Below are 16532 nucleotides of genomic sequence, written 5' to 3'. Positions count from 1 at the left end.
GCAAATATCCCAGCTTTCGTCAGAGAGGTAAAATTTGATAAAAAAACAACAATAATAAAAATCCGGTACTTCTGGAAGTACCGGATCATCGGATTTATTTTGATTTGCTCTTAATCAGTAAATAATCAATTTTATCTTTTTTAGCGAATGCAGCAATTTCGGTATACTTTTCATAATTGTCCCAGCGCATTACATCGTCATTTTCGAAAGTCGGTTCGATATCCCGCTTTAAATTAAGCATACCCAGAACCACATTATTTTTAAAATCAAAGTCAGAAAGGTCAGTAATGGTGATCCGGTCTGCAATTTCGTTAATATAGATGATTTCAATCTTGCCCTCTCTGTAAATCATTTTCGGGCATTTATCACAACCCGCCTTTGCATCACGCCAATAACTGTCCAAACTTCCTTTTCCCAACACAGCTTCTACCTCCTTTTCACTTTTAAAAGCTACCTTGCTCAAATCAACCAGGACAATCGGAGCAAGAGTTTCGTCCTCCTCATCCTTCATTACAAAGAACTTGATGAAAATAGCAAAGGCGACTATAGCCAGACCGATAAATCTCCATTTGTACCACTTTTTTCGGGTCGGCGTAATTTCATTTTCCATTTAATACAGGTTATAGTTCGATTATAATTCAACTATAACGTATAGTAATATCATGCCAGAATAAAACCGAACGATATTAAAAGGAAGGCAAAAAAACTGCTGTAAGCTAAACAATCAGATCTCCGTAATACATTTCGATTAATTCGAGCACATTCTTCACGCCCAGTTTCTCAAATACGATAGACTTATGCGTTCCAACCGTAGAAACTTTAATATCCAAGTGATTAGCGATCGCAGATAAGGATTCTCCTTTAATGAGATACTCCACAATCTCTTTCTGACGTCGTGAAAGTTTGTCGTTCAGAGAATGATGGGTGGTTTCTTTGCTCTTATGCGGCGAATTTTTCCGCCGGTGTACGTTATTTAGGAAAGTTTCCTGAGCCATTGCTTCAAGCAATTCCATACATAGATAACGTTCCTGATTCAGCACTTTTCCAACTGCCAGAGCAATCTCCTCACCCGGAGCTGACTGCGTAAGAAAACCATTTGCACCTGCGATCAGATAACTCATCGCATGGGGATAATGCATGGTCTTGGCGAAAATCAGGATTCTCGTATGACTATTATTCTGTTTGATTTCATTGATCAGATCTTCGACTTCTTCCGAAATTGTTCCGATTACAACGATATCAAACTTGATCTTTTTCTGAAAAATATCAATAACTCCCTGCGAAGAACTCTCCTCAGATAATATCTCACAATTGAAATTTTCCCTGATTACCTGACCCAATCCAATCCTTACGATTGTACTGTTGTCAACGATTAAAATTTTGCACTTATTCATAATATTCACTCCTGGCAGACCGGGGAATCTGCCCTAATTTAGTAGGTGGCAAGGTTAAACTTAGTACTTAATAACTATAACTTTCGGAGAGCAGTTAACAGATATTTACGACGACGTGTGCAGATCGGATTACAAACATGCGCAAAAAGCTGAAAATATTGTTATTAAAATTTCATTAGGATATAATTTCCTTTAAAATTTTATCAAAAATGCCCCGAAAACTCCATAATAGGCGGACTTTCAAGTATTTGATTTTTTGACAGGAACCATTTCTAACGTAAGTGATGTTAGCTTAACTCGCAGATACAAAAGATAAGAGATGCCGGAAAACAAGTTTTTTTCTCTTCTTACGTTTTCTAAAATAGTATTTCCACCCGGTCCTCTTTGCTGAATCATATTTAAAAACCTTAAGTATTCGAGATGACAAAAGCACAGGTTGTAGTAGTATTAATGGTTGTTGCGCTTAGCGTTTCCTTTGGCTTTCAAAAAATTAATCCACTTTTTATTTCTGATCGTTCCTCCAACGACACTATAATAGTTCATCAGGATTCTGTATCCAAGCCAGAATGGACTGCTATTTATGATTCTCTTGATCTGAAAAACAAGGGATTATCGGAAGCAGCTTTTCAATATGCCTGGTATGGTTATCAAAAAATGAATCTTGGAAAACACATCATGGCAATCGCTGATTTCAGCCAGTCTTCTTGTAAGAAGCGGCTGTATGTAATCGATTTTTTAGAGAAGAAATTACTCCTGAACACTTTTGTTGCTCATGGAAGAAACTCTGGTCAGGAGTTTGCGAAGAACTTTTCAAACAATAATTCATCATATCAGTCGAGTTTAGGATTTTATAAAACGCTTGGTACTTATCAGGGCAAACATGGCCTTTCGCTCAGACTTGAAGGTGTGGAGAAAGGCATCAATGACCGTGCTTTCGAACGTGCCATTGTTATGCACGGTGCTGACTACGTAAGCGAAGATTTTATTAAAAATACAGGTCGTTTGGGAAGAAGCCAAGGTTGCCCCGCGGTTTCAATTGCTGACCATAAAAAACTGATTCAGCTTATGTACAACGGAGCAGGGCTTTTTATTTATTCCCAAAACCCAAATTATTTTCAAAAATCATCGCTTTTGGCCGGACTTAATCTTATGAAAGAAAAAGGTCAGGCGCTGGGTGCATCTCTTTTATATACATCTGCAAAATAAAGCAGGTCGCCTTTTTCGTTACAATCGGCACCCAGATACAAAAGAAACACTGGAATCCTTTTCTTCAATTTATGCCATTTCGGTGGAACAGAAACAGTGTCCGGCTCGGTTAAAGAATCGTTTTCAAGTAACTTTTCTCCTGCCATAAAATTGGCAAGGTCGGTCGGACGCTGTACTCTGACACATCCATGGCTTCTCCACCGCTGATCACTGGCAAATAAATATCTTGCATTCGTATCATGCAGATAGATCGCAAGCGGGTTTTTAATTTCAACTTTTAACAAACCAAGGGAGTTGTCCCCACCTGTTTCCTGACGAAAACGGTAAGGAAATTTTTCGGCTGTCATTGATTCCCAGTCAATATCGGCCGGGTCAACGACTTCGCCTTTTCCTTTAATAATTTCAATTTTATTTCTCGACAAATAATTTTCGTCACGCGCAGCTTTCGGAAAAATTTCTTTGATCGCGATACTCTTCGGAACGTTCCAATACGGGTTCGTCACGATACTTGTCGCATATGTATCGATTGTCGGCGTTGGCGTATCTCTCTTTCCGGCCACCGTTCTCATACTGATCATGTCTTTTCCAGTGGCATCCATGCCAGTCAGATACGCCCCACGGATATTTACCATCACGATTCTTGGCGCGCCGTTAGACTGCCTGTGTATCCACCGGTACGCGTTTAAAGATTCCGCGACCACAGCAGCACTATCTTTTTTGTTTTCCGTAATTAACCGTGTGTAATGTTTTTTAAGATTTTTATAGACTGGAAATTCCGGTTCGAGTGACTCCATAACCTTGGACACTTCCTCACCTTTCACCAGATTTTCGGCTGCGGTTCTTAAAACTGCGGTATCGGCAGGCATTTTTTTATTTATATACCGAATGGACGGCTGATGACCAAAACCGGCTTCTTCCAGCAATGCAAAAACCCTTGCAGATTCCGGATTAGTAAATTTATCAGTCTTTATTCCTGCACTGGATGCATACTCTAAAAGTTTGCTGTAATGTTTTTCTTTGCTCAATTCCTGAGCAAGTTCCTCTCTTGTCATTTTTTCCGCATCTTTCTTACAAGACTGGAGAATAACAAAAGATAAGAGAATAATGAATGAGATATGTCTGAATCCGGAAGCACCTGAACGTAACTGCATGTTGGGTAAAATAAGATGATACTGCGAATCTTAATAAAATTGTCGTGCTAAGTAAATGAAACGCATTACGCCAATTATAAATTATTAAATATTAGCAAGTTAACATTTATTACCATTTATCAGACGAGTATTTATTTTTAAAAAGATGGGGAAATAAATAAACATCACAAATTTCGCCAGCTTAATTTTCTGCATCACACAGCCAAGCTCTCCGATATCCTCTGATTTTGGGAACTTATTTCTCTTACCGGCCCTTCTATTTCTTTTAAGTATCAATGAATCAACAGTAATGAATTTGTCAAAATATTACTTATCTGCGCTTTCTTCGTTCGCTATTTGGGGATTTTTTAGTCTCGCTTTAAAGGCACTCCACGAATATGCTTCCCTTGATATACTTTTTTACCGCGTCTTTTTTTGTGCCGTTATTATGCTGATCATCGGGCTGACGCTCCGGGCAAAAGTGTTAAAACAAAACATTGGGTTTTTTCAGAAATTAACAGCGAAGCAAAAAAAGCAAGCCATCCTCTTGACTTTATCGGGCGGATTGCTGCTTACCGGAAACTGGTTCTTTTTTATTTATGCGGTCAATCATATCAGTGTGAAGGCCGGCGCGTTGGCCTATCTTGTCTGCCCCATTCTTACAACCGTTTTTGCCTACTTTATTTTGCACGAAAAACTGAGCCGCTGGCAATGGACAGCGGTTGGCATAAGTACATTTAGCTGTATGCTGCTATCGATCAACCATGTTACCGATCTGCTTTACAGTCTCATCATTGCTGCTTCTTACGCATTGTATCTGGTCAGTCAGCGTAAAAATTTCGGCTTTGATAAATTCATATTACTCACTTTACAAATCCTTTTCTCGGCATTTATTCTGCTTCCATTTTATCCTGTATATAGCGCAGCAGTTCCATCAGGACATTTCTTTTATATTATGATCGCGCTGATTGCGGTTGTTTTTACAATAATGCCCCTTTTCATGAACCTTTATGCTTTGCAAGGGGTCAATTCTTCAACGATGGGCATCTTGCTGTATATTAACCCATTAATCGGCTTTATGTTTGCTGTTTTTTACTTTAAAGAGGAAATCACAGCATTGCAATATATGGCCTATGGACTTATCTTGTTAGCTATTATTTTATTTAATAAACATCACCTGTTCAAGGTAAGAAACGTTGAATTAAATAGCTGATTATCAGATTTTTAATTAAAAAATATTCATCATCTCATGCCTGCGCAACAAATAAAAATACCTGCATCCAGTCTGGAATTTCTAAAATCTTTAAAAGAGAATAATAACCGTGACTGGTTTAATTCTCATAAAGATGATTTTCTGGAGCAGCAAAAAAATATCGAAATTTTTGCTGACGCTTTACTGGATGAATTGAACAGGCATGATTTAATTGAAACTGTATCAGGAAAGAAAAGTCTTCAAAGGATTTATCGGGATACCCGTTTTTCAAAGGAAAAGATTCCCTATAAAATTAATTGGAGCGGAAGTTTTACACGTGCAACCAAGCAGCGCAGAGGAGGTTATTATTTCCATATTCAGCCCGGAAACAGTTTTCTCGCAGGAGGTTTCTGGGCGCCCAATCCGGAAGATCTGAAACGTATCCGTGACGATATCAGTTTTGATCCCGCGCCAATAAAAAAGATCTTAAACAGCAAATCCTTCATCGATGCCTTTGGAAGCTTAAAGGGTGAGCAGGTTAAAACAACTCCCAAAGGTTTTGACAAGAATGATGAGGCTATTGACCTGCTCCGGTACAAACAATTTCTGCTGATTAAAAACTTTTCGGATGAAGAGGTACTGAGCCCGACATTTCTTCAAAAAGCCAATGAAGCATTTAAAAATATGCGCCCGTTTTTCAATTACATGAGCGAAATTCTAACGACGGACCAGGACGGTCTGGCAATCTAAAATCTGATTATTACCAACAAAAATTTAACGAACCATTCGAAATCACTGGTCGGTGACATCATTCCAGATCAAGACAATACCTTAATCAGTTTTTCAATATCATCCGTATCGTTATAAAACGATGGTGATATACGCAACCGGTTTTCATACAACTGAATATTTATATCAGCTGCATCCAAACGTGATTTCAGAATTTTTGAGGCATCTCTGAAAGCAAAACTTACGATCGGCGACTTTGAATTTGCGGGAGTCATTTGTGCGTAGCCCAGTTCCGGCAACGCCGATTGCAAGCGATCAATCATCGGCTGCCGGAACTGCTGAATTTTATCAATGCCGGTTTCAAGGAGCAATCCCAGCGAGTATCGTAAAGCCGCTACCGCCTCGTTTCCCAAAGTTCCAACTTCAAAATGCCCGCCTGTATCCTCTTTCGGCCGCGATTCAAAAAGTTCTGTTCCGGGCTGATCAAACGGAAAAGCGTGAAAAGCATAGTCTGCCAGCTGCCTGTAACCATATTGACTGCGTTTGAGCATTTCAAGCCTGTCTTTGCGGACATAAAGAAATCCTACACCGAAATCACCCATTAACCATTTGTACGTTGAGCAGGCACAAAAATCTACACCGCTTTCTTTTACGTCAATTGGTACGGCACCGGCAGCCTGAATAATGTCTGCATAAACCATTGCCCCGCGGGAATGCGCAAGATCGCAGACAGCCTTCAGGTCGTGCTGAAAACCATTGATTGTTGAAACCAGCGAGATTGCAACCAGCCGCGTACCAGGTTTTATCGCGACATCCAGTTCGTTCATATCGATTTGATTGTTGCGAGGTCCCAGTATATGCAAGTCCAGCCCCTGTTTTGCCAGTTGCTGATAGAGATATAATGAACCGTCGAAATGGTAAGCATCCGTGACAACACGGGCTTTTGACCCAGGCAATCCAAGTCCGGAAACAACCAGATTTTCACCAACCATCGTACTCGGAACCCATGCCAGTTCCTGAGGATCAGCATTAATAAGTTTAGCAAAAAGATCAAGTGCCTCCCTGCGATCTGTCGCCATATTGACACCCTTCCCCCGTCCGTTTACCATTCTCAGATCCAGAAAAGATTTTATCGCATTGGCACTTCCAAGACTCATCGGGTGTGTGTAGGCTGCATTCAGGTAAGTCCCGCTGATCTGGAATTTATCTTTCGCAGGTAAAATCCCGTGCTTCAAAACCGTCGAAGCCATACTTTTCCGGACCTTCAACAGACCTGTTGCAAAGGGAATAGCGCCCGCTGTGACCAACCAGTTTCTTCGTGATTCGCTAAAACTTTCTGTATGAATATTCCCCTGCTTTGATTCGTTATTCTTGTCGTCTCGCATGACACCCTGGCTTTTGTTTTAGTAATATAACCAATAATCAGTGACGCAGAAATTTTTAAAATGAACAAAAACATTTTACAGTTTCGAGAGTGAAAAAATATAATTATAACAATAAAAAACAAGACTAAGTATAAACACGTGTTTTTATAATCACGTGTTTATGGTCTTCCTCAGACCTTATTTCCATACTACTTTTGATCTGTCCCGGAAACGAATCCTGGATAATATTCAACGTAACCTAAAAGAAATCATGGCTTATCCTGATGTTCATGTTAAAAATTCAACGCCTTACCAGGTGATCAATGGCAAAGTAAACTACGCAAGTGCGTTTTGTTCAGACGACAGGTTCCAGATCGCGCCTAACGGAGATTGGTCTAACCGTCGCGGTGTCTGCCTTATCACCCAGGTTTATGCAACAGTTGTATACAACGGACGCGAAGTTCGTGCCACTCCGTACTCGTCAAGTGGAACATCTTACAGCGAATATGCCATTCTTGAAACATCTCCCGGAGCATTTGCGATTACTCGCATGGTAACGGGTGTTGAAGATTCTGACGTCGGTGTGCTCGAAGCAGAACCAACGGAGTTTCAAAAATAACAGATTGACATCTCACAAATAAATTATAAAAAGTGAAGGAGCCGTATCAAAATACAGCTCCTTCACTTTTTCTTTATACCCTGTTCCATTTGCATTCTTATTCGGAACGATAAATTTAATTCCTGAAAAAATATTCTTTCTGATTTGAATTTGATTCTTGTCTTTTCAAAAGAAAATCTGTATTATTGATACTAAATTAATCATTTTAATGATACCAAAAATATCATTTATTAATTTAACAGCTGAAAATCAATACAATAAACGACTGAAACACTTTAAGAAAGCGGAAAACTTCAAAGGCATGATCAACATTGAAACCATTAAACTTATCCCGAATAAAGAAAATGTAATTGTCAGAGTTTGCACAAACAACAGCGAAGAACTACGGTTTAACAACTTCCGGTTCGAGCTCCATACGATGTGCGACGTACCGATCCTGACTTTTAAATTTGAACGCCCGGAAGATATTGTTCTGGCGCCTATTAATTTCCGCTCGCTTGCAGCATGGCCGAAGGCGAAAGCGCTAACAATTCATTTTCAGATTTTTGATCTGAATAAAGATTCCATTTCTTATGACAGGGCAATTGTTCTTAACCATGACGATACCGAAATAATTTTCTTTGCAAGGTTACAGCAAAAGAATATGTACAAACGTCAGATTGATGCAATTATCGATTTTGTCAAATCTGATTATATTGAATTCGCTGGTCTGGCGGAGGTTTTCTGAGATGATCGTTGTTGACTTACAATCCTGTGAAGAATTATAAAGTTAAAAACGATTCCTTTTCCACTTCACGGAAACAGCAGAACCTTCCGCAAGCAAAATCGAATCTGGTTTCACATCTTTCAGGAATGCAAAATCGCGGCCATACATTGCTTCAAAATTGCAATTTATTTTGTAGTTCGTCACTTGATTAACATCCCATCGCGGATGCCGGATGTTATATTCCTCTGTCGAATTTTCGTCGATCCTGGTATATCCGTAATAATGTTCAAAAATAAATTCTTCTATGCTATCCGGTTTCATTGGTGAACTTAGCGGCGATGCTTCCACATAGATCCGGCTCCACTCCTTTCCGATCTTCCACTGATATTCAATTTTTCGTAATTTCTCACTGAAATCCCAATGGTGTTTCGTGGGAATTGCAACGTAATGTTCTTTGTATAAATAATTGGCAACCCACGCTACAAGCTTGCTGGGAACCGTTTCGTTTATAAATACCACACCTCTTTTTATCTCGCCTGCATCCTTTCGCGTGACGTAAAACCGAAGATTTACCTCCTCAAACGTGCCAAAAAATGGGATAGGAATTTTAAAAACAGATGTGTCCCTAAACAGAAATCCTACCAGACTGACAAACGTTTCGCCTTTAAAATAATCGAGTTCTACACCCTTGGGTAAATAAGGCTGTAGCAGCTCCGGTGGAACGCTGTAATTAGCCATCACGAGATGCTCCCACCTGGCTTTTAAAAAATCGGTCATACTTTATGAAATCTTTAAAATGAAAGCGAGAAAAAAAATCTGAAAGGCAATCTAGGAAAATAATACCGGACATTCTGATAATATGTTTTAGTCGCCAATTCGTTGAAAATTCAAATCATGATCAATATATTTGCCAATGTGATAATATCTCAGAACAAAATATAAGTCATTATAATGGAAGCAATAGATTATTTAAGAGATGAGATAAAATCATATTTTACCGAATCTTCTGAACTCCAGCTTTCGAGCTATTATGCTCAGCATCGGCGGTTTAACTTTTATTTCAAAATCACAGACAATTACCCTTATCTCCTCTACCTAAACTGGGACGGAGAGGGAAACCACTTTACGTTGAAATGTCTGGAATTTAACAGTTGTGAAATTCTTGATACACTGATCGGCGAATATCCTGAAAAAGGTGCAAAATCTTTCAATATCGGACGACCGAAGCTCATGGTCGATTTCGTTTACAGGGACCAGGACAGATTGTATGTTACTGAGTACAAAGGCGGAATCCAGGAGCAGGTTCAGTCAAACGAAATCAGTCGCCAGCGTTTAATGGAATGTGTAGATCCGGCAAAATAATTTCATAAAATAGCTAAATATTCATAACTTAGATGATTCACCAAATGCATTTGGTTATGTATACTTTCCTGTTTTTAATCAGCCTGGCCTATATCAGCTACAATCTTTACCATGTTGCGAAGAAGAGTGTCCCTGTCTGGCTCGAAAAGCGGGTACGTGCGTCAACACAAAATATATCTTTTGAAGGACTAAACAATAAACGGTGGGATACGCGAATCGGAGCGCTTTCAAAAACCTTTACCTGCTCCGTTCTGTTAACCAGTTTTATGGTTTTTACTTATTTGGTCGGTTACGAAACGATGTTAATGAATAATATCCTAGTTTTTGCTGTATTGTTAACTGCGATAGGACTTGCTTGTCTGACCCATTGGAATATGGAGAGATGGTTGAAAAGAGTCAGCCAACCTGGAAGATAGTTTTAATCGACTTGCACACCGAGTTTTATATTAATCTCATTGAACAAAAACCTCTAGACCGTCAGGAACGCTGACAGCCTAAAGGTTTTGCTGTTTTAAGCGAATGTACTCCGGGCATGCTAAAATGGCTGATTGTATTTTCCGGTTAACGCTTTGTTTTCAATACTTTTCGCGAACAGCGGCGTTTCTTCACGGTTATGTTCGTCAGAAGCCAGCTGCCGCGCCTCATGCGCTTTTTCCAAACTGATATTACGCTCCTTCATGAATTCAAAAAATTCAGGTGTTGCCGTTGCGTGAATGGTATTACTGTATTCGCAGGTATTGTCATCAATTTTTGTCACACGAAGTTCCCATAAAACCTGAACCTTCGTTTTTCCCGTCGACGTAATGGCATCCGACAAAGACAGCATTCTGCAGTAGTCCGGCTGATGAACCGTGGCAACATAGTGCTGCACCATAAGCGCTTCTCCAATGGTTTCAACGTTAAGAGAAACCGGCTGTCCATCGTAAGTTGACGATATGGCGGCTCCGATATGTTTGGTCGAACAACGCTGATACTCGGCATCAGGAAGATTTAATAACCAATCGGCGATATCCACTTTTTCAATGGGTGCGTTAATGATTGCTTTCACTTCGGACTGAGAAAGTGCATTTTCGGATGTTTGTATGATTTCCATCGTGATTTGTTTTTTGTTTCTCCAAAAGTCCGAAGTAAAAATCAATCGTCTAAACTCTTTTTTTCGATTACATCGATCGAAATTTCCGATCATTGCTTATTCTTTTTACTTTCGAAAATGGAACTACGTCAGTTAAAATATTTCATCAAAGCGGCTGAGCGGTCAAACTTCACCGAGGCAGCAGCACTATTGAATATCAGTCAGAGCACACTTTCCCAGCAGATTAAACAGTTGGAAGACGAATTGGGCGTTCCACTTTTTGACAGAATTGGCAAGCGGGTTATGCTGACCGAAGCCGGAAAATTATTCCTGCCACACGCAATACAGACCGTTCGCAAGTCGGAAGACGGGCGGGAAATGATCAAAGAGCTTAATAACATTCGGACTGGCTCGCTGAAAATCGGAGCCACGTATGGACTCTCTTCATTACTGACCCAAACTTTAATTCGCTTTTCTGAAAAATATCCAAAAATCAAAATCTCGATTGAGTTTGGCACTTCGGATGAGCTGTTAAAACTGATTACAGAATCGAAGCTGGATTTTGCATTATCTTTCATACCCGTCAGGCACACTAAAACTTATGTCACTTATCCACTTTTTAAATCCATTTTGTCTCTGATCGTGCATCGCGATCACCCTTCCGCCACGCATCAGAACACGAGTGTCGCGCAGCTGGCTGACATGCCCCTTGTACTTCCGGTGAAAGGATATAGTATCCGGGCATTTCTGGACAAAGCATTTTCAGAAGTAAATATAATTCCGGATATCGCTATGGAAATAAATGACATCGACATGCTCCTGAAACTTGTAGATACAGGTAAGTGGTGCACCGTTTTGATGAAAACGTCTTTGTTTAATTATCCTTCACTTGTAGCAGTTCCGATCCTTGGGGAAGAAATGGAGAGACAGGCCACAATTACCTGGCCGGTTGATGTATACCGAAAAAAGTCTGCAATAGAATTTGCTGAGCTTTTGGGGAAGGAGAATTAGGATTATTTTGATTATGTTTTTGTTAGTGAATATCGTTTAAGAAGTATGAAAAAAAAAGTCAAGAACTCAGGCTGGCCTTTGAGTGACTGGCGACGGAAATATATAACATACTGAATAATAATAAGTTATTATATATATTATAACCTGGGCATCAAATTGGTATCAAATGTGTTACATTTAAATCTTTTTGTATATTAATTAGTTATACTTAGTGAGAAGCAACTTCTCTATTTAATATCAGGTATTTAATAACTGAGCATAAAGAACTGATTCACACGTTTACAAGACTTTAATCACCTCATTAGAAGACGCTTAAAAATAAATAACGTGTGCGAGTAGATAAATAGTGGTTTTGTCTCTGCTATATAAAACAATTAAAATATGATTAAGGTTAAGGCGTTTGAGTACCTCATAGATGGGTTTGTCACCTGGTACATAAGAGAAAAGCCTGGTTCTGACTATACTGCTGACTTCACCAAGCTGAAGCTCATTAAACTTCTATTTTTTGTATCTGCGGTTAATGCAGATACAGATAATGATGGCTTGTTGGATGTGTTTGATAATTTTTATGCCTTACCATTTGGACATGTTGAAAGTGACGTTTATGACAATCTTGGTCAGAGTGCCAAGTATACTGTTTCGAGAAGTCGGCTAATAAGGAACAATGTACCCGAAGGCTACTTCGATGAAATTAATCATTTAAAAACTAGGCTTGACGAATCATTATTATCCATAATTTCAAAAAATAGATCTTTGGTTTCTTACTCTGCCTCCGACTTAGTCGAACTGAGTCATCAATGGTATTCATGGAAAAGTACTTTTAGCCTGGCAAGAAGTATCAACAAATTTTCTTTGCCTATCGATCCGTTGATAATCAAGAAAGAAAGTAAGATATATAGATTAAGCTATCTTGTATAATGTACTTAAATGCTATCCAATCCTCCTTTGCTGATCCATTTTCATCCGGCTTGGATTCTTTAAGTGATACTCAACTTTTACAAGACAAAATAGTTAGTACAACAAACCTTTTGCTTTCATTTTCGGAGGACTTCTATACAAATTTAAACCTTTCCGTAATATCAGGTGAATATATTCGAGAGCCAGACTTCCTGGATAATTTAGAAGTTACTCTGCAATTGTTTTCTCCCAGTTATTACTTTGATCAATCTGTTACAGATGATGAAAGTGCAAATCAACTCAACAATCTCATAATATCAGCCTTTAAGATATATAGCTATTCATTAAGGCATTATAAACATTTTCATTCGAATGTTACGAGAGACTATAATTCAATCGAAACTTCGATTAGATTCGATACAATAAAAAATACACGATTTAACAATATGCCAGCCTCGCTGGTACCAGTTGTTGAGCAAGCTCATGAATTTCGGACGTTTAATATAAAACTTGCCGAATACGATCATCATATTTCGGCTAGACCCAATATATTAAAAGAGTTAGTCTTACTATCTCACAATTTGAAGGAGCGCTCCCAAGAAAGTAATATAATCTATTCTATACTACTTGACAAATGCGTCTTCCTTTTACAAAAAATAAGCTATCGTTATAAGCAAAGCGAACAAAATTTTTTTTATGCGGTTGACTTTGTCGAAAGGGAATTGAATGATGAAGACCTTGATCAATATTTTTTCAAAGATTTTAGCCTAATTACAAAATTACACTATGATATAGATAGTGGTGTTTCATCAAGAGAATTTACCCGTACCTTAGATACAGCACTTAGAAACTATCAAAATAGTCAAAACCTTAGTTATGAAAACTTTCATTGTATTGTAAAGAAGTACAAGATCCTCAATGTTAGTGAAACGAAACTCATCGAAATTTCGGACAAATTCACATCTCATTTTTCTTTCCAAAATGAAGAAATAAATAATTTTGACAAAAGGGCTTACGAGATTACTAAAAATTACATATTCAATAATAGATTTTCAGTCCTGGCGAACATCGATCACATACCTTTTCGCGAATTACTGAAAGAAATTAATAACATAGATTTTTTACAGCAGGAAACGAAAGTATACAACTACTTCCCATATTTAAAGGTTTGTCAACACTTAACTAAACAATTAGATTCACTTCTTGAACCCAGTAGAAAATCTAAGTATGATGAGAACTTTGAAAAAATAGTTTACTATCTCAAGTATCTCAAAAAGTTTCAGGAAATACTTAAGAAAAACTTTGATTGGTGTAAAAATCGTAATTTCTCTCCTTATCAAATGCCTATATCCGAATGCACAAGAACGGTTGTGCATGATGGACAGCAAGTACAGGTATTTTTAGCTTCTTCAATTGTCTTACCTATTGATTACGAACGTGTCCAAAAAGATGTTGCAACGGTAACTTCTGATTACATTAAATTAGAGACAATTTCGAAGGTTCAAAGTAGTATCTTGGATGACATTAAAAAGATTCAAGATATAAAGGAAACAATTGAAAAGACAGATAAAAAACATATAGAAATTTTAAGCGTATTTGCCGCAATCGTGCTTTTCGTATCATCGAATATTCAAGTATTCAATAAGACGGAGACAATCGAAGATGCTTTAAGGTTTATGTTAATATTTGCTTATATTCTTATTCTCTTCATAGTGGTTATTTGGATGATTACTAGAGAGAGCGCGTTTGCGATTAAGAAAATCCCAATGATTCACTGGATTTTAATTATAGGATTAGCTATTTCCACATTTTGCGCTTTTCTATTATCTAAACCCATAGTTAATGCAATCGAAATAAATGCCCGTATAGACTCACTGGTTGATAGACGTTTACAAAGTACAAATAATGATATAATTAAAGTAATACCCCGTAAAAAAATCATTCTTACCCCAAAAGAGAAAAAACAGATATGAGTGAGATGAAGGATGTTTACAATAAGCTAAGCAATTTACTCGATGCGACTAATGAACGTAGCACAAATCGCTTCTTAATAATGAAGCAGGCTAATGATCTAATAAAAGATAACAGCGCTGTAAGGGATATATTTTTGGAGGAGTTTAAATCTGAAATTGAAAATTATCTTGATCAACACCCTTTCGAGTCAGCTCAGCACGTAGAAAATGATTTGAGAAGACTCATTCAAGCTATTAGGAAAAAACACCAAATAGATTAACCATATTTGAAACATTTTTTTAACACCTTTTAATGAGTAAGATGACGATCTATTAAAGTCTTTACGAACTTATCTTACGTCTGCGGCTCAATATACTAGCCGATAACGCCTTCAACAACGATACCGGCCAATTATGAAAATATAATCATCTGCTATAATTTTTATGTTATACTTTCCCATACATTCTCTGGATCTACTACCCTTAACGTACAGGCTTGCTTCTCCATCCTTGCGGCTCTTAGCCTCCTATCCAAAATAGTACCTTTCGACTTTTCGAAAGGAAGGTCAAGAGCGAATAAAAAAGCTTCTAGGGCTTTCAGTTCCCTACCTGATACTTTTGCGATTATTATTTGTGCCATAATTTTATTGACTTCGGAATAGCGGAGTAAAAAAATTAGCGCTAACCAACCACTCACAAATTCCAATTAAAATATTAGGAATCACTCATGAGATCCACTTTGACTCTTTTTCCGATACATTCGATAAGTATGTATTAATTTTTGATATAAATCAAGGTAGGGCCTATCCCCCTAAAATTGAAATATAGAGTCGATCTCTTCCATTAGTCTTGCCGTTTCTGTCAAAGCGACAATGATTTTTTGATAATGCAGAATATCATCAAATTCCAATATCCGACCTTTTCTGTCTTTGAGCCACTTTTGAGCCGGTTGATAACCACCAATATAAAACTCCCAAGCAGTTAACGGCACATTGGCAAAATACTGGATTTCGTTGATATACACATTGCCATCTTTGTATTCGGGTTTCACCACCACATTATCGCCATCTATTTGATATTGCGTAATGAATTGCTCCACCACAGGACTTTCAAGCAAGTGTATCTGCCTGATCTCCCCACCGAGTTTTACAAGCTGCCAAAACTTCTCCGCTTCTTTTGGGTACGGAACACGCGGGAAATCTATCTTCAAAAACTCCTTGTATTTCTCCCTATAAGCCACACTGTGCAGCACCGCATAAATGTAATCCAGCAAATCGATAGGTGCGAAGGTTTGCGGGAACTCGGGACGAAGGTCTGGATCATTGGCAAAACATACATTTACTTCGGCTTCTTTTTCGGATACAAATTGAGATCCAACTCCTTCTGCGATTTTAGCTACAATTTCGGGGTTAAGGTTTGGAGTTCTTTCGATGGGTTGGGTTAGAGAAAGTTGGTTACTAAGCTTGGGGTATAGATAGAGAGGGAAAGCATAGTCTTTACCAACTGAGCCAGGAACTGAAAAATATCTTTGGTCGATAAGATGCTTTGTAATTGTGATCGGTAAATAACAATGCACCACGATTGGTAAATAAGAGTGCACCATAATTGGTAACAAGAATGCACCAGATAGAAAGCTTTGGGGGCATGCCCCCAAAGCTTTCTACACCTAAATTGCCGGCTTACCAACCCTGGCATTTATGAATGTGTATTTAGCCAAATTTATGACTTATTTCGAAATCCACCGAATGCACCGTGAAGGTCTGTCCGTCCGGCACATCAGCAGTTACCTGGTACTGAACCGGCGCACGGTTATCAAGTATCTTAACATGAGCGAACAGGAGTACGAGTCTTTTTTGATCCAGCAGGCGGATCGTAAAAAGATCCTACTTCCGTATGAA

General features: G+C 38.4%; 19 protein-coding genes. 12 read left to right on the top strand and 7 right to left on the bottom strand.

Going from position 1 to position 16532, the window contains the following annotated elements; translation table 11 throughout:
• Positions 1 to 94 precede the first annotated feature (94 nt).
• Both BMY70_RS23420 and BMY70_RS23415 read right to left on the bottom strand, forming a co-directional pair.
• Positions 95 to 610 (bottom strand): hypothetical protein, encoded by a 516-nt coding sequence (locus tag BMY70_RS23420; protein ID WP_090338905.1) that lies wholly within the window; start codon positions 608 to 610, stop codon positions 95 to 97.
• Between the two features lie 106 nt (positions 611 to 716).
• Complete coding sequence (locus BMY70_RS23415) at positions 717 to 1394, bottom strand: response regulator transcription factor (protein WP_090338904.1); 678 nt, start codon at positions 1392 to 1394, stop codon at positions 717 to 719.
• 420 nt (positions 1395 to 1814) lie between these two features.
• On the opposite strand from BMY70_RS23415, the gene BMY70_RS23410 reads away from it, so the two are divergent.
• Complete coding sequence (locus tag BMY70_RS23410) at positions 1815 to 2600, top strand: murein L,D-transpeptidase catalytic domain family protein (protein ID WP_090338902.1); 786 nt, start codon at positions 1815 to 1817, stop codon at positions 2598 to 2600.
• Here the strand turns inward: BMY70_RS23410 and BMY70_RS23405 are convergent.
• Positions 2558 to 3751 carry a L,D-transpeptidase family protein gene (locus tag BMY70_RS23405; protein ID WP_090338900.1) on the bottom strand — a complete coding sequence of 398 codons (1194 nt, stop codon included), beginning with the start codon at positions 3749 to 3751 and terminating at the stop codon, positions 2558 to 2560. The two genes, BMY70_RS23410 and BMY70_RS23405, sit on opposite strands and share 43 nt — an antisense overlap.
• 289 nt (positions 3752 to 4040) lie before the next feature.
• Between BMY70_RS23405 and BMY70_RS23400 the strand changes: the two genes are divergently transcribed.
• Positions 4041 to 4943 (top strand): EamA family transporter, encoded by a 903-nt coding sequence (locus BMY70_RS23400; protein ID WP_090338898.1) that lies wholly within the window; start codon positions 4041 to 4043, stop codon positions 4941 to 4943.
• A gap of 36 nt (positions 4944 to 4979) precedes the next feature.
• Positions 4980 to 5672, top strand: coding sequence for a DUF2461 domain-containing protein (locus BMY70_RS23395; RefSeq protein WP_090338896.1), 693 nt, complete (start codon positions 4980 to 4982; stop codon positions 5670 to 5672).
• A gap of 68 nt (positions 5673 to 5740) precedes the next feature.
• Here BMY70_RS23395 and BMY70_RS23390 read toward each other — a convergent pair whose 3' ends face one another.
• On the bottom strand, positions 5741 to 7036 hold the full coding sequence (locus BMY70_RS23390; protein ID WP_090338894.1) for an aminotransferase class V-fold PLP-dependent enzyme: 1296 nt from the start codon (positions 7034 to 7036) through the stop codon (positions 5741 to 5743).
• Between the two features lie 160 nt (positions 7037 to 7196).
• Here BMY70_RS23390 and BMY70_RS23385 point away from each other — a divergent pair, with 160 nt between their 5' ends.
• Together BMY70_RS23385 and BMY70_RS23380 are read left to right on the top strand one after the other, a co-directional pair.
• Positions 7197 to 7634 (top strand): hypothetical protein, encoded by a 438-nt coding sequence (locus tag BMY70_RS23385; protein WP_218148676.1) that lies wholly within the window; start codon positions 7197 to 7199, stop codon positions 7632 to 7634.
• A gap of 208 nt (positions 7635 to 7842) precedes the next feature.
• The gene (locus BMY70_RS23380; RefSeq protein ID WP_090338892.1) at positions 7843 to 8361 is read left to right on the top strand and encodes a hypothetical protein; all 519 of its coding nucleotides are present in this window, start codon (positions 7843 to 7845) and stop codon (positions 8359 to 8361) included.
• Between the two features lie 42 nt (positions 8362 to 8403).
• Here BMY70_RS23380 and BMY70_RS23375 read toward each other — a convergent pair whose 3' ends face one another.
• Positions 8404 to 9117: a YqjF family protein gene (locus BMY70_RS23375; protein WP_090338890.1), complete on the bottom strand. Its 714-nt coding sequence runs from the start codon at positions 9115 to 9117 to the stop codon at positions 8404 to 8406.
• Between the two features lie 174 nt (positions 9118 to 9291).
• On the opposite strand from BMY70_RS23375, the gene BMY70_RS23370 reads away from it, so the two are divergent.
• On the top strand, positions 9292 to 9702 hold the full coding sequence (locus BMY70_RS23370) for a hypothetical protein (protein ID WP_090338889.1): 411 nt from the start codon (positions 9292 to 9294) through the stop codon (positions 9700 to 9702).
• A gap of 56 nt (positions 9703 to 9758) precedes the next feature.
• Positions 9759 to 10118 carry a hypothetical protein gene (locus BMY70_RS23365; RefSeq protein WP_090338886.1) on the top strand — a complete coding sequence of 120 codons (360 nt, stop codon included), beginning with the start codon at positions 9759 to 9761 and terminating at the stop codon, positions 10116 to 10118.
• A 119-nt stretch (positions 10119 to 10237) separates the two neighbouring features.
• Here the strand turns inward: BMY70_RS23365 and BMY70_RS23360 are convergent, their stop codons facing one another.
• On the bottom strand, positions 10238 to 10795 hold the full coding sequence (locus BMY70_RS23360; RefSeq protein ID WP_090339801.1) for a hypothetical protein: 558 nt from the start codon (positions 10793 to 10795) through the stop codon (positions 10238 to 10240).
• A 117-nt stretch (positions 10796 to 10912) separates the two neighbouring features.
• Here BMY70_RS23360 and BMY70_RS23355 point away from each other — a divergent pair, with 117 nt between their 5' ends.
• The 4 genes from BMY70_RS23355 (at position 10913) to BMY70_RS23340 (ending at position 14915) form a co-directional block, all read left to right on the top strand.
• Positions 10913 to 11785 (top strand): LysR substrate-binding domain-containing protein, encoded by an 873-nt coding sequence (locus BMY70_RS23355; protein WP_090338884.1) that lies wholly within the window; start codon positions 10913 to 10915, stop codon positions 11783 to 11785.
• A gap of 381 nt (positions 11786 to 12166) precedes the next feature.
• Entirely contained in the window at positions 12167 to 12703 is a 537-nt protein-coding gene (locus BMY70_RS23350) for a type II toxin-antitoxin system antitoxin SocA domain-containing protein (RefSeq protein ID WP_090338882.1), read from the top strand.
• Positions 12703 to 14655: a hypothetical protein gene (locus BMY70_RS23345; RefSeq protein WP_090338880.1), complete on the top strand. Its 1953-nt coding sequence runs from the start codon at positions 12703 to 12705 to the stop codon at positions 14653 to 14655. The genes BMY70_RS23350 and BMY70_RS23345 overlap by 1 nt, the downstream gene beginning before the upstream one ends.
• Positions 14652 to 14915, top strand: a complete 264-nt coding sequence (locus BMY70_RS23340; protein ID WP_090338878.1) for a hypothetical protein — start codon at positions 14652 to 14654, stop codon at positions 14913 to 14915. Before BMY70_RS23345 ends, BMY70_RS23340 begins: the two co-directional genes overlap by 4 nt.
• Before the next feature lie 530 nt (positions 14916 to 15445).
• Here BMY70_RS23340 and BMY70_RS23330 read toward each other — a convergent pair.
• Positions 15446 to 16237: a type ISP restriction/modification enzyme gene (locus BMY70_RS23330; protein WP_177197122.1), complete on the bottom strand. Its 792-nt coding sequence runs from the start codon at positions 16235 to 16237 to the stop codon at positions 15446 to 15448.
• Positions 16238 to 16331: 94 nt separating this feature from the next.
• On the opposite strand from BMY70_RS23330, the gene BMY70_RS23325 reads away from it, so the two are divergent.
• A partial coding sequence (locus tag BMY70_RS23325; protein ID WP_218148675.1) for a hypothetical protein occupies positions 16332 to 16532 on the top strand: 201 nt, incomplete at its 3' end.

Origin of the sequence: Dyadobacter koreensis (genome assembly GCF_900108855.1) — a bacterium.
Taxonomy (GTDB): Bacteria; Bacteroidota; Bacteroidia; order Cytophagales; family Spirosomataceae; genus Dyadobacter; species Dyadobacter koreensis.
This window is presented reverse-complemented; position numbering and strand designations above follow the sequence as displayed.